The organism is Streptococcus sp. CCH8-H5 (genome assembly GCF_001556505.1).
Taxonomy (GTDB): Bacteria; Bacillota; Bacilli; order Lactobacillales; family Streptococcaceae; genus Streptococcus.
This window is the reverse complement of the sequence record NZ_LSIZ01000004.1, coordinates 1-13,569: the sequence shown is the minus strand read 5'-3', so window position 1 is coordinate 13,569 and position 13,569 is coordinate 1. Positions and strand designations below refer to the sequence as shown.

Below are 13,569 nucleotides of genomic sequence, written 5' to 3'. Positions count from 1 at the left end.
TATTTGATAACAATACCTCCCCGGTTTATAATATGAAGATAGAATAAATAAGGATGGAGATATTGTTATGCCTATAAAACTTGATAATAAGTTACCAGCTCTTGATGTATTGCGTTCGGAAAATGTCTTCATCATGGATGAGAACAGAGCTAGTAGCCAGGATATTCGACCAATGGAGGTCTTAATCCTTAACCTTATGCCAACTAAAGAAGTGACAGAAACTCAGTTACTGCGTCTTTTAGCTAATACGCCACTTCAAATTAACGTCGAGTTTCTTTATATGGCTAGTCATAAGTCAAAAAATACACATGCCGAACATATGGAAACTTTCTACAAGACTTTTGATGAAATTAAGCATAAGTATTATGATGGTCTCATTGTAACAGGTGCACCTGTTGAGCAAATGCCATTTGAGGAAGTGGATTATTGGCAAGAATTAACACAAGTTTTTGATTGGTCTAAAAAGCATGTTTATTCAACCCTTCATCTGTGTTGGGGAGCTCAAGCAGGTCTCTATTATAAGCATGGTGTCGACAAGGTCCCATTGTCAGAGAAATTATCTGGAATCTATAAACAAACTGTTGACATGCCTGAAAACTTCCTTATGAATGGCTTTGATGATAGCTTTGTGTCACCGCACTCACGCTATACAGAGGTTAGGCTCGAGGATATTAAAAACAAGACGGATTTAGATATTGTTGTGTCAGGACCAGAAGTTGGCTTATCCATTCTAGCAAGTAAGAATCTTCGTGAAGTATATAGTTTTGGTCATTTTGAATATGACCGTGATACTCTGGCAAGAGAATACCGAAGAGATTTAGATGCAGGCATTAATCCAGATGTACCGGCAAACTATTTCCCAGAGGATGATCCAAGTCAGGAGCCTAAACTTCGTTGGAATCTTGCGGCATCTGCTTTCTTTAGCAATTGGATTAACTATGCGGTATATCAAGAAACACCTTATCGTTTAGAAGAGTTGGAAGACGATTTTTCATTCTACGGTTATTTGTAGTAGACAGTCTCAAAGGACTTATGTGAGAGCATTTGACTTTTTGGGGTGTCTAGCTACTCTGAAAGGTAAATATGAGTTTTTTTGAACAGTATCGATCAGGTAATCTGGTCCTTCCTAATGCTTTATTTTTCCACTTTAAGGATATTTTCCCATCTGCGGATGACTTTCTGGTTTGGCAGTTTCTCTATCTTCAAACGACAACTCAGATTGGAGAAGTGGCTTCTAGTCAGATTGCGCAAGCAACTGGGAAGACGCCAACTGAAGTTAATAAAAGTATTACGACATTGACTGAGGCTGGACTTCTTGATTTCACGACTATTAAGATTAACAATGAAATTGAGATGGTTGTAGATGCCTCACCTGCCTTGGCAGTATTGGACAAGTTAGTGAGCAATGAAAAGACAACGGCAGGGCCTGTCGTTGGTCAGCCAACAAATACCCAGCTTATCAAGCAATTAACAGATGAATTGGAACAAGCTTTGGGAATCTTGAATCCTATGGTTGTCGAAGATTTAAACAAGGAAATACAAGAAGAACATACTGATCCAGAACTTATCCGTGAGGCTTTGAAAGAAGCAGTATTTAACCGCAAGACAAATTGGAATTACATCAAAGGAGTTTTGCGTAACTGGAAATTGAGTGGTATTACGACGAAAATTCAAGTTGAAGAGCGTCGCTTGGAGCATCAAGGTAAGAAGCAACATCATCAGGTTTCGGATGACTTCAAAACAGGAATGGATGCCGCCCGTCAATTATGGGGTGGCCAATAATGTTAGGAAGAAAACGTGTTAATGAGGCTCTAGCTCTCATGGGAGAGATGTTTCCAAATGCTCATGGAGAGTTGGAGTGGGAAACGCCTTTCCAGCTATTAGTTGCTGTTATTTTATCAGCCCAGACAACAGACAAGGCTGTTAATAAGATTACACCAGGCTTGTGGGCGCGTTATCCAGAAATTGAGGATTTGGCTTCTGCCAACCTCGATGATGTTGAGATGTGTTTGCGAACGATTGGTCTTTACAAGAATAAAGCAAAGAACATCATCAAGACTGCTAGAGCTATTTTAATGAATTTTGATGGACAGGTTCCGAAAACGCATAAGGAATTGGAAAGTCTACCTGGTGTGGGACGAAAAACGGCTAATGTGGTTTTAGCTGAGGTTTATGGCATTCCTTCGATTGCAGTAGATACGCACGTCTCACGTGTTTCCAAAAGGCTAAATATCGCCCCAGAGGATGCTAGTGTAGAGGAAATCGAAGCAGAATTGATGAAGAAAATTCCAAAGAAGGATTGGATTATCAGCCATCACCGTATGATTTTCTTTGGACGCTATCATTGCTTAGCTAAGAATCCTAAATGCCAAACCTGTCCTCTTCAAAGTTATTGTAAGTATTATAAAGAAACGACTAAGAAATAAGCTGAAGAATGTGATTTTCTTCGGCTTTTTACAACTGTAAGAATTTGTTACAAACTAGTAACTTGACAAAAGTCTCAGGCTTTAAGAAAATAGAAGAAACGATTTAGAAGCAGGAGCGTTTTAGTGAATGGCTGAATTCAGTAATGAAGAGTATCTGAGAGCCTTAGCTGATAATGGTGATAGAGAAGCAGCCAAAGAATATGAGCAAGCTTTGGATAATCGTATTTTTCAGTTGCAGATTTCATTGGCTCAAACGAGTGATCCACAGGGTCGTAGGGAAGTGCAAAAGCTCTTGGAACAAGAGGAAAAGAAAAAAAGGGACTACTTTCAAGAAAAAGAGGAAAAAGCTGTGAGCGAATTTAGACGTCGTAAAAATGAAACTACAAAGGGAAGAAAAGTTTCGAGTTTTGACAAACTCAAAGATCCTAAAAACATTAGATGGGTAATTGGAGTTGTTGCAGTACTTGCAGTGGTTATTCCTGTTGTTACCTTGATGTGGTATAGTAATAACCAAAAAGAGAGTGAAACAAATCCATGGAAAAACGGTCAGTTGGCAAAAAGTAAGGAAGCAGCTGCAGCATCATCTGATAATCAATCCTCTCAAGTTGATACCTCATCTTTGTCTGATCAACAGTTAGAAGACTGGGTTGTTTCTACCTATGCTAAAGAACAAGGTTCAACTGGAGAAAATTATAAAAATCTAGGTTGGAATGTTTATTCATGGACGGATGATGATGATAACCTAGTTTATGCTCAACTTTATGATGCCTATGGTAATGATGTTCTTCTTTTCCGTGTAGATAAGAAGGGACAACTCGAAGCCTATGGTGGTATTGACGGTTCAAGCGATTCTTGGGACGTCGTTTCAAAAACTTATACAACCGATTAATGAAACTATATAAAACACCTGACTATGGTGGTTGAGACTGTCTTTTGACAGTCTTTTTTGGTATAATTTAAGGTAATCGTGTATACAATTAAAAAGCTGACTGAGAAGATTTGGGGATGATGGTTCTACAGAACTTTTTTAATGTCTTCAGGTTTTCGAGGATAGGTTAAATAAAGGAGAGTTGTCGTGTCAGACTATTTATCGGTCACATCCTTAACAAAATATTTGAAAATGAAATTTGACCGTGATCCTTATTTAGAGAGGGTATATTTGACGGGACAGGTTTCCAATTTTCGTCGCCGCCCGAGTCACCAATATTTTTCTCTTAAGGATGAAGGAGCTGTTATTCAGGCGACGATTTGGGCTGGTGTTTTCAAAAAACTTGGTTTTGAACTCGAAGAAGGTATGAAGATCAATGTCGTAGGTCGTGTCCAGATTTATGAGCCTAGTGGCTCTTATTCCATTATTATCGAGAAGGCTGAGCCGGATGGTATTGGAGCTTTGGCTATCCAGTTTGAACAGCTTCGTAAAAAATTGACTGCAGAAGGCTACTTTGATGATCGTCATAAGCAAGAGCTGCCTAATTTTGTCAAAAAAATCGGGGTTGTCACAAGTCCTAGTGGTGCGGTTATTCGAGATATTATTACGACCGTTAGTCGTCGTTTTCCAGGGGTAGAAATCTTACTTTTCCCTACCAAGGTTCAAGGTGAAGGAGCTGCGCAGGAAATTGCTGAAAATATTCAAAAAGCCAATCAAAGGGATGACTTAGATTTACTTATCGTTGGTCGTGGTGGAGGTTCTATTGAAGACCTTTGGGCTTTTAACGAGGAAATTGTTGTTCAGTCCATTTTTGAGAGTCGTCTACCTGTGATTTCAAGTGTTGGTCACGAAACAGATACGACTTTGGCTGACTTTGTTGCAGATCGTAGGGCTGCTACACCTACAGCAGCGGCAGAACTTGCTACTCCAGTATCAAAGGCCGATGCCTTGGTTTGGATTCGTGAAAGACAAAATAGAGCTTATCAAGCCTGTTTGAGACGTATACAGTTCAATCAAGAACGTTTAGCTAAACTGTCACAATCTGTTGTCTTTAGGCAACCTGAGCGCCTATATGATGGTTATTTACAAAAGTTGGATCGACTAACAACAAGGCTTGAAACCTTCGTGAGTCAAGATTTCGAGCGAAAGCAAAAAAAAGCGGAACTTTTGAAACAACGGTTACAAGGCTTAAATCTTCTGACCAGTGTTCAGAACTATCAAGACCGTCGAGAGTCTTTGCAACGTTTATTGGTGACCACAACCAAGAACACCATTAATGGTAACCGTGTGAGATTAGAAAAGGCACAGGATGCTTTATTGTCTCTAGATACTAGCCGTATTGTCGCAAGGGGCTATGCGATTGTCAAAAAAGATGATAAACCTTTAACCAGTACCAAGAATATTACCGAAGGTGATCAATTAACCGTCCAAATGAGAGATGGAGAACTAGAAGTAGAGGTGAAAAAATGTCAACTAAAAAAACATTTGAGGAAAATTTACAGGACTTAGAAGCCATTGTCACTAAGCTCGAAACAGGTGATGTTGCTCTTGAGGATGCTATTGCTGAGTTCCAAAAAGGTATGGCCTTGTCTAAGGATTTGCAGAAGACCTTGGAAGATGCTGAAAAAACACTAGTTAAGGTTATGCAAGCAGATGGTACAGAAACGGAAATGGATGCCTAATGAGCAAGCTAAATAAAATTGATGCGGCTATCCGTGATTACTACCAAAAAAATAATCTTCCTGTATCAAGTGATTTAATCACTGCTATTCTTTATTCAGTTGATAGTGGCGGTAAGCGTATTCGTCCACTGATTTTCTTAGATTTACTTGAAGGATTTGGTTTAGAGCTAACTCCTAGTCATTTCGATGTTGCAGCGAGTCTTGAAATGATTCATACTGGAAGTCTGATTCACGATGATCTGCCGGCTATGGATGATGATGATTACCGTCGAGGACGTTTAACCAACCATAAGAAATTTGATGAAGCAACGGCGATATTGGCTGGCGATTCTCTCTTTTTGGATCCCTTTGATCTCCTGTCCCAAACAGAGCTATCAGCAGAAATTCGAGTTCAATTGATTCAAGCATTGTCTCATTCCTCAGGCACCTTCGGTATGGTTGGTGGCCAGATGTTGGATATGAAGGGTGAAGGTCAGGAACTTGATTTATCGCAACTGTCTAAAATTCATGAGCATAAGACAGGTATGCTTTTAACCTTTCCTTTTGTGGCGGCTGGTATTGTGGCTCAAAAAAATCTAGAGGTTTTGGAAAATCTGAAAGAAGCTGGTCGCCTGATTGGTCTTGCCTTTCAAGTCCGTGATGATATTTTGGATGTGACTGCTGATTTCGAAGAACTTGGAAAGACACCTGGAAAAGATGTAGTAGCGGGAAAATCAACCTATCCGGCTCTTCTTGGTCTGGAAAAATCACATGCTATCCTCGAAGAATCACTTAGTAAAGCTGAGGCTATTTTCCAAAATCTAGCTGAGACTCAAGGTTTCAAGAAAGACAGTATTATAGAAATCATAGAAAGGTTACGACTCCATGCCTAAGGAAAGAGTAGACGTCTTGGCTTATAAACAAGGCCTTTTTGAAACACGAGAACAAGCAAAACGTGGCGTAATGGCAGGTTTAGTTGTTAATGTTATCAATGGTGAGCGTTACGATAAACCTGGTGAAAAAATCGATGACGGGACTGAGTTAAAACTAAAAGGTGAGAAGCTTAAGTATGTGAGTCGTGGAGGACTCAAACTTGAAAAAGCTTTGGAAGTTTTCAATCTGTCAGTTGAAGGTATGACGACCATTGATATCGGAGCCTCAACAGGTGGGTTTACTGATGTTATGCTTCAAAATGGGGCCAAACTGGTTTATGCTGTTGATGTCGGCACCAATCAGTTGGTTTGGAAATTGCGTCAAGATGAGCGTGTTCGTTCTATGGAGCAGTATAATTTCCGTTATGCTGAACCTGTCAATTTCACAGAAGGACTACCGTCTTTTGCATCAATCGATGTCAGCTTCATCTCTCTTAATCTGATTCTACCGGCTTTGGCTAAGATATTGGTTGATGGGGGGCAAGTTGTTGCTCTTGTGAAACCACAATTTGAGGCGGGCCGTGAACAAATTGGGAAAAACGGGATTGTCCGTGAGAGCAGTGTCCATGAAAAAGTGTTAGAAATAGTGACTGCTTTTGCGGTTGACTATGGCTTTTCAGTTAAGGGGCTGGACTTTTCACCTATCCAAGGTGGTCATGGTAACATTGAGTTTCTCGCACACTTGGAGAAGACAAATTCTCCTCAAAATGATGCTCAAACCACTATTAAGGAAGTTGTAGCACAAGCACACAAGGAGTTTAAAAAGAATGAAGAAGAATGATCGTTTGGAGTTAATCCGAAAGATTGTCCAAGAAAATAAAATTACGACTCAAGGAGAATTGGTAAAATTACTCCAAAATGAGGGATTAAAGGCTACTCAAGCGACTGTATCGCGTGATATCAATGAAATTGGTATTACCAAAGTACCGACTGAAGACGGTTCTTACATCTATGGGCTCTCAACTGCTCCTAGACGAGTAGGTGGAACCTCTGTTGCGACTCGTCGCTTGTTGCGCGTTGATCGTCAACATGCCTTTATGAATATCGTTGTTCAACCTGGGACAAGCCGCCTCATCAAGAAGATTCTTTTAGATGAGTACAAGCATTTGATTTTTAGTGTTATTGCTGATGATGATACCCTCTTTTTAGTGGCTCAGTCAGAGTTAGCAGCTATTGAACTACAGGGGCAAATCATTAAGTGGGTTGAAGAATAGGAGGGCCTATGCTTCTCGAAATTACGATAAAGAATTTCGCAATTATTGAAGAGATTTCTCTAAACTTTGAGAATGGTATGACCGTCCTTACTGGTGAAACAGGTGCTGGTAAGTCCATTATTATAGATGCTATGAATCTTATGTTGGGTGCTAGGGCTTCTAGTGAGGTTGTCCGTCATTCAGCATCTAAGGCTGAAATTCAGGGCTTCTTTTCAATCGAACAAAATCCTGCCTTGGTTAGTATCTTGGAAGATAATGGGATTCCTATTGAGGATGAATTGATTATCCGTCGTGAAATTTTTCAAAATGGTAGAAGTGTTAGTCGTATCAATGGGCAGATGGTCAATTTAACGACGCTTAAGGCTGTTGGGCACTTCTTGGTAGATATCCATGGACAACATGACCAGGAAGAGCTTATGAAACCTGCTCTGCATATTATCATGCTTGATGCCTTTGGTGACAAGGAATTTTTCCAGACTAAGAAAGAGTACCAGGAGTATTTTGACCGCTATCGTGAGTTAAGAAAAGCTGTTCTAGAAAAGCAGAAAAATGAGCAGGAGCATAAGGCTCGAATTGAAATGCTAGCTTTTCAGATTTCAGAAATTGAAGCAGTCTCTCTAAAATCAGGAGAAGATTTGGCTTTGATGCAGGAGCGAGACAAGCTTCTTAATCATAAGCAAATTGCTGATACCTTAACAAATGCCTATGTCATGCTGGATAATGAAGATTTTTCAAGCCTTTCAAATGTTCGTTCTGCCATGAATGACCTCCAGTCTCTTGAAGAGTATGACTCTGATTACAAAGAACTCTCTGGAAATCTATCAGAAGCCTATTATGTTCTGGAAGATGTCACTAAGCAACTAGGTGATTTTTTGGATAATCTGGACTTTGATGCTGGGCGTTTACAAGAGATTGAACACCGCTTAGATACCATTAATGCCATTACTCGTAAATATGGTGGGACTGTCGATGACGTCTTGGATTATCTGGAAAATTCAAGTAAAGAATACAATCTTCTGACAGGAAACTCTAGCTCGTCAGATGCTATGGAACAAGAGCTTAAGCAACTTGAAAAGGACCTGCTTGCGTCTGCGGAGACCCTACAAACAGCACGCCATCAAATTGCTACGGCTCTTGAAGCTGAGATTAAGAACGAGTTATGCGACCTCTATATGGATAAGGCTGATTTTAAAGTTACCTTTACTAAGGGGAAATTTAATCGTGATGGTAATGAGCAGGTTGAGTTTTACATCTCAACCAATCCAGGTGAAGGCTTTAAACCGCTTGTTAAGGTAGCTTCAGGTGGTGAATTATCACGACTCATGTTAGCGATTAAGTCAGCCTTTGCCCGCAAAGAAGATAAAACAAGTATCGTCTTTGATGAGGTTGACACTGGCGTTTCAGGACGTGTTGCCCAAGCCATTGCTCAGAAGATTCATAAGATTGGGAGTCATGGTCAGGTCTTGGCCATCAGTCACCTTCCGCAAGTTATTGCTATTGCTGATTATCAGTTCTTTATTTCTAAGGAAAGCGATAACGAGACAACTGTCTCTCGTGTTCGTCTTTTGACACCTGAGGAAAGGGTGCAAGAAATCGCTAAGATGTTAGCAGGTGATAACGTGACGGAGGCTGCCTTGAGCCAAGCAAGAGCTTTGTTAAAGGTGGATGACTCTCTTTAGGAAAAGACTTGGGAAAAACTTTCCAGTCATGCTATAATAGAATAAAAATTTGTGTTAAGCGAGAAAATTATGAGTAAAATCAGAATTGTAACCGATTCGTCAATCACGATTGAACCAGAATTGGTTAAAAAATATAATATCACTGTTGTCCCATTGTCAGTAATGGTGGACGGTGTCATCTATTCAGATAGTGACCTTCGAGAAGAAGGCCGTTTCTTGGAAATGATGAAGCATAGTAAAGAGTTACCAAAGACAAGCCAACCACCTGTAGGTTTGTTTGCTGAGACATATGAAAATCTTGTCAAAGAAGGTGCAGAACAAATTGTGGCAATCCACATTATGCACACACTCTCTGGGACATGTGAAGCCTCACGTCAAGGAGCTAGTCTTTCAGGAGCAGATGTAACTGTCATCGATTCAGGCTTTACGGATCAATGCCTCAAGTTTCAAGTTGTTGAGGCAGCTAAATTAGCCGAAGCAGGAGCTAGTCTTGATGAGATTGTAGCCCATGTTGAAGAAGTGAAAAATAAATCAGAACTTCATATTGGTGTTTCTACCCTTGAGAATCTGGTTAAAGGTGGTCGTATTGGACGTGTAACAGGTCTTCTGTCTTCATTACTCAATATCCGTGTCATCATGGAGTTAAAAGACTATCAGTTGAATACGATTGCTAAGGGGCGAGGAGCTAAGACCTTCACGAAATGGTTAGATTCTTATATTAATGGTATCAAGAATAAGGACCTAAAAGTGGCAGAGATTGGTATTTCTTATGCAGGGACACCTGATTTAGCACATGAACTGGCTGAAAAACTTGAGGTTTTGGGTGCTCCAATTTCAATCCTTGAGACTGGTTCCATCATTCAAACGCACACTGGTGAAGGCGCCTTTGCCGTAATGGTTCGTTATGAATAAGTGGAAAGAATCAGAATTAATTAGAAGCCTCGTAGGCTTCTTCTTGCTTTTTCTCTTATTTGTCGGCCTTTTCATTTTTATCGTTCCTAGTACGCATCAGTCATCAAAAATTGCAGAAAAGATTAAATCTATCAAAAATGAAAATGTGACCTATGTTGCTATTGGTGATTCCCTTACTCAAGGAGTAGGTGATAGTAGTAATCAAGGAGGATTCGTTCCTGTGCTATCACAGGCATTAGAGTCAGATTTTGACTGGCAAGTGACTTCTCGTAACTACGGTATTGCGGGGAATACGAGTAATCAAATTCTCAAAAGAATGCAAGAAAAGAAGGATATTCAAAGAGATCTCAAAAAGGCTAAAGTGATGACTCTGACAGTTGGTGGTAATGATGTGATCCATGTCATTAAGGACAATATCACGAATCTTAATGTAGCTACCTTCACTAAGCCTGCTCAGGCCTATCAAAAGAGATTAGGACAGATTATTGAGCTAGCTCGCAAGGAAAATAAAACATTGCCAATTTATATTGTTGGTATTTACAATCCTTTTTATCTTAATTTTCCAGAGATGACAGAAATGCAAACTATTGTAGATAATTGGAACCAGTCTACTGAAGAGGTGTGTAAAGAGTACGATAATGTGTATTTTGTTCCTGTAAATGATTTGCTTTATAAGGGAATTGATGGTAAGGACGGTGTTACAAGTTCTGATGATACCTCTCAGTCTAGTAAATCTTCTCAAGATAGCCTGAACGATGCTCTTTTTGAGGATGATCATTTTCATCCAAATAATACAGGTTATCAAATTATGTCAGATGCCATTTTGAAACGTATTAACCAAACAAAGAAGGAGTGGTCAGGTGAGTAAGATATGGAAGTGGCTATTTTTAGGACTCTTGGCCTTAAATCTAGCCCTAGTAAGTGTTGTGACATATAGAATCATGACTCCAGTGGAGACGACAAGTTCTGTATCCCTACCCAAGGGGGCAACTAAAATTGGAAAATATAGTATGACTAAGGATGAGCTTGACGCTGCTCTTACAGGCTTTGCCCAGGATTATTCGACTGATAAGATGCGTTTCAAGGTCAAGGTTACCAATTCTAAAATCGTTTTTGAAAGTAGCTATAAGGTTTTAGGTCATCCTGTTCCTCTATATGTCTATTTTACGCCGGTTGTTAGTGAATCAGGAGCAATTGTACTGCATGTTTCTGAGCTTTCAGCTGGAACCTTGAAACTGCCTGTTTCGGATGTCCTTAAGATGATTAAACGTTCGACTAACCTTCCTGATTACATCGCAATCGATAGTAAGAAGGGAAAGGTTACCCTAAATATTCAGTCTATGAAGAATGAGAAGGGGATAACAGCACGTGCTCAAAGCCTAGATTTGGTTAATGACCGTATCGAATTTGACATCTATAAGACAATAAATTAAAAAGCCTTTACTTTTTGCAAAAAAGCGATTAAATTAGCGTTTATTACTTGACCTCATAGGTCTTTTAGGATAAGATAATACTTGTTCAAGCGCTAAAAAAACTATTCGCTTAGAAATAAATTGGAGGATTGTTACAATGGCTAACAAACAAGATTTGATCGCTAAAGTTGCAGAAGCAACTGAGCTTACTAAAAAAGATTCAGCAGCAGCTGTAGATGCAGTTTTCGCTTCTATCGAAGAATTTCTTGCTGCAGGTGAAAAAGTACAATTGATTGGTTTCGGTAACTTTGAAGTACGCGAACGCGCTGCTCGTCAAGGTCGTAACCCACAAACAGGTGAAGCTATCTCAATCGCAGCTTCTAAAGTTCCTGCATTTAAAGCTGGTAAAGCTCTTAAAGACGCAGTTAAATAATGTAAAAACCCCTAAGATTTTAGGGGTTTTGATTTATACGAAATAAGTTAAGGAAATCTATGAAAACCATAACAGTGGTATTGATTTTTCTTTTGGTTTTTACTGTTATTAAACTATCAGGTATTGTTGCTATTAGCAAACTGATGAAGCCAAGTGAAGAACAAATTGAAGAAGCGCGTCAGAAACGTCTTCAAGCTGAAAAAGAGGGCAAGGACCTTTTTGAAGACTGGGATGAACGCGATGATGATGGTCTTGTCTAATAAGAGAATCCTCATCAAATAACAAAAAAGTTTGGAAAATCTTCCAAACTTTTTTTATAGACTAGTCGATGTAGTGAAGTTTTCCTCGGAATTCTTCAAGAGTTTCGTAACCTTTTTCTTCCATGATTTCTTTAAGTTCTTTAGTAATACGGTCAAAAATAGCGACACCTTCTTTTTGAAGGGCAGTACCAACTTGTACCATACTTGCGCCACAAAGGATGTGTTCAAAAGCATCACGACCAGATTTTACACCACCAGTACCAATAATTTGGATTTCAGGTTTCAAACGTTGGTAGAAAGCATGAACGTTTGCCAAGGCAGTAGGTTTGATGTAGTCACCACCTATACCACCAAAACCATTCTTAGGTTTGATGACAACAGACTCATCTTCAATGTAAAGGCCATTACCAATTGAGTTCACACAGTTAACAAAGACAAGTGGGAATTGGTTGAAAACGGCAGCAGCTTGATCAAAGTGCACAATATCAAAGTATGGTGGTAATTTCACACCAAGTGGTTTCGTAAAGTAAGAAAAGACTTCAGTTAGGATCTCTGTTGTTGTTTCAAAATCATAAGCGATTTGAGGTTTACCCGGAACGTTAGGACATGAAAGGTTGAGTTCAACCAGCCCTTCATAGTCACTTTCTTGAACTTTTTTAAGAATGGTGTGTGTTTCCTCAGGTGAAAGACCAACGAGAGAAAGAAAATGGTTTTTTGTATTGGGTTGCTTTTGTAATTCAATGACATAGTCAAGGTAGTATTCGAAACCGTTATTTGGCAATCCCATTGAGTTGATTGACCCAAGAGGTACATTCACATAACGTGGTTCAGGATTACCGGGACGGGCCTCAAGTGTTCCGGTTTTTGTGACAAATGAACCTGCAGCTGAAGCCTCAACCTCTGCCAATTCTTCCTTAGTCATACAATGAACACCAGCGGCATTCATAAGACAGTTATCAAACGTAAACTGACCAACTTTTGTAGCAGTAGAAACCATAAGATCCTCCTTAAAGATCACAAAGTAAAATGTTACTATTTCATCTCATTTTAGCATGAAAAGGGGCCTAAAACAAGGAAATATTGGACGGGCTAAATCCTCTAAAACGAAATTCTGATATCGTCTCTTTTTGCCAAGACAAGAAGCAATAGAATTTTACAGAATTTTTTGGATTTTGCTAGCTTTTTCAAGGTTTTTTGGGTAGAATAGATACAGTAAATGGGTTTAACCCAAAATAAAAAGGAGACATAACTAATGGTAAAATTGGTTTTCGCTCGCCACGGTGAGTCTGAATGGAACAAAGCTAACCTTTTCACAGGTTGGGCTGACGTAGATCTTTCTGAAAAAGGTACTCAACAAGCTATCGACGCTGGTAAATTGATTAAAGAAGCTGGTATCGAATTTGACCAAGCATACACTTCAGTATTGAAACGTGCGATCAAAACAACTAACTTGGCTCTTGAAGCATCTGACCAACTTTGGGTTCCAGTTGAAAAATCATGGCGCTTGAACGAACGTCACTACGGTGGTTTGACTGGTAAAAACAAAGCAGAAGCTGCTGAGCAATTTGGTGATGAACAAGTTCACATCTGGCGTCGTTCATACGATGTATTGCCTCCAGCAATGGATCGTGATGATGAGCACTCAGCACACACTGACCGTCGTTACGCTTCACTTGATGACTCAGTAATTCCAGATGCTGAAAACTTGAAAG

General features: G+C 39.6%; 17 protein-coding genes. 16 read left to right on the top strand and 1 reads right to left on the bottom strand.

Features of this window, described 5'->3' with window-relative positions; translation table 11 throughout:
• Positions 1-67: 67 nt before the first annotated feature.
• The 15 genes from metA to AX663_RS00030 all read left to right on the top strand — a co-directional run bounded on the left by metA (position 68) and on the right by AX663_RS00030 (position 11,857).
• Positions 68-1,012, top strand: coding sequence for a homoserine O-acetyltransferase MetA (gene metA / locus AX663_RS00100; RefSeq protein ID WP_060972377.1), 945 nt, complete (start codon positions 68-70; stop codon positions 1,010-1,012).
• 71 nt (positions 1,013-1,083) lie between these two features.
• Complete coding sequence (locus tag AX663_RS00095) at positions 1,084-1,782, top strand: DnaD domain-containing protein (protein ID WP_060972376.1); 699 nt, start codon at positions 1,084-1,086, stop codon at positions 1,780-1,782.
• Positions 1,782-2,426 (top strand): endonuclease III, encoded by a 645-nt coding sequence (gene nth / locus AX663_RS00090; RefSeq protein WP_060972375.1) that lies wholly within the window; start codon positions 1,782-1,784, stop codon positions 2,424-2,426. Before AX663_RS00095 ends, nth begins: the two co-directional genes overlap by 1 nt.
• A 127-nt stretch (positions 2,427-2,553) precedes the next feature.
• Positions 2,554-3,315: a hypothetical protein gene (locus tag AX663_RS00085; RefSeq protein ID WP_002890759.1), complete on the top strand. Its 762-nt coding sequence runs from the start codon at positions 2,554-2,556 to the stop codon at positions 3,313-3,315.
• Positions 3,316-3,501: 186 nt separating this feature from the next.
• Entirely contained in the window at positions 3,502-4,863 is a 1,362-nt protein-coding gene (gene xseA / locus AX663_RS00080) for an exodeoxyribonuclease VII large subunit (protein WP_060972374.1), read from the top strand.
• On the top strand, positions 4,821-5,036 hold the full coding sequence (locus AX663_RS00075) for an exodeoxyribonuclease VII small subunit (protein ID WP_002884058.1): 216 nt from the start codon (positions 4,821-4,823) through the stop codon (positions 5,034-5,036). Before xseA ends, AX663_RS00075 begins: the two co-directional genes overlap by 43 nt.
• Positions 5,036-5,908, top strand: a complete 873-nt coding sequence (locus AX663_RS00070) for a polyprenyl synthetase family protein (RefSeq protein WP_060972373.1) — start codon at positions 5,036-5,038, stop codon at positions 5,906-5,908. The genes AX663_RS00075 and AX663_RS00070 overlap by 1 nt, the downstream gene beginning before the upstream one ends.
• Positions 5,901-6,728 (top strand): TlyA family RNA methyltransferase, encoded by an 828-nt coding sequence (locus tag AX663_RS00065; protein ID WP_060972372.1) that lies wholly within the window; start codon positions 5,901-5,903, stop codon positions 6,726-6,728. Before AX663_RS00070 ends, AX663_RS00065 begins: the two co-directional genes overlap by 8 nt.
• Positions 6,715-7,161, top strand: a complete 447-nt coding sequence (locus tag AX663_RS00060) for an arginine repressor (protein WP_002890762.1) — start codon at positions 6,715-6,717, stop codon at positions 7,159-7,161. Before AX663_RS00065 ends, AX663_RS00060 begins: the two co-directional genes overlap by 14 nt.
• Positions 7,162-7,169: 8 nt before the next feature.
• The gene (recN, locus tag AX663_RS00055) at positions 7,170-8,840 is read left to right on the top strand and encodes a DNA repair protein RecN (RefSeq protein ID WP_060972371.1); all 1,671 of its coding nucleotides are present in this window, start codon (positions 7,170-7,172) and stop codon (positions 8,838-8,840) included.
• Positions 8,841-8,909: 69 nt separating this feature from the next.
• The gene (locus AX663_RS00050) at positions 8,910-9,752 is read left to right on the top strand and encodes a DegV family protein (RefSeq protein WP_060972370.1); all 843 of its coding nucleotides are present in this window, start codon (positions 8,910-8,912) and stop codon (positions 9,750-9,752) included.
• The gene (locus AX663_RS00045; protein WP_060972369.1) at positions 9,745-10,620 is read left to right on the top strand and encodes an SGNH/GDSL hydrolase family protein; all 876 of its coding nucleotides are present in this window, start codon (positions 9,745-9,747) and stop codon (positions 10,618-10,620) included. Before AX663_RS00050 ends, AX663_RS00045 begins: the two co-directional genes overlap by 8 nt.
• Positions 10,613-11,185: a YpmS family protein gene (locus AX663_RS00040; protein ID WP_037598856.1), complete on the top strand. Its 573-nt coding sequence runs from the start codon at positions 10,613-10,615 to the stop codon at positions 11,183-11,185. Before AX663_RS00045 ends, AX663_RS00040 begins: the two co-directional genes overlap by 8 nt.
• A 136-nt stretch (positions 11,186-11,321) precedes the next feature.
• Positions 11,322-11,597 carry an HU family DNA-binding protein gene (locus AX663_RS00035; protein ID WP_002884048.1) on the top strand — a complete coding sequence of 92 codons (276 nt, stop codon included), beginning with the start codon at positions 11,322-11,324 and terminating at the stop codon, positions 11,595-11,597.
• 59 nt (positions 11,598-11,656) lie between these two features.
• Positions 11,657-11,857 (top strand): hypothetical protein, encoded by a 201-nt coding sequence (locus tag AX663_RS00030; RefSeq protein ID WP_060972368.1) that lies wholly within the window; start codon positions 11,657-11,659, stop codon positions 11,855-11,857.
• A gap of 61 nt (positions 11,858-11,918) precedes the next feature.
• Here the strand turns inward: AX663_RS00030 and AX663_RS00025 are convergent, their stop codons facing one another.
• A complete protein-coding gene (locus tag AX663_RS00025; RefSeq protein WP_060972367.1) occupies positions 11,919-12,854 on the bottom strand; it encodes a dihydroorotate oxidase in 936 nt (311 codons plus the stop codon).
• Between the two features lie 255 nt (positions 12,855-13,109).
• Here AX663_RS00025 and AX663_RS00020 point away from each other — a divergent pair.
• Positions 13,110-13,569 (top strand): 2,3-bisphosphoglycerate-dependent phosphoglycerate mutase (locus AX663_RS00020; RefSeq protein ID WP_060972366.1); only part of this gene is annotated, 460 nt, incomplete at its 3' end.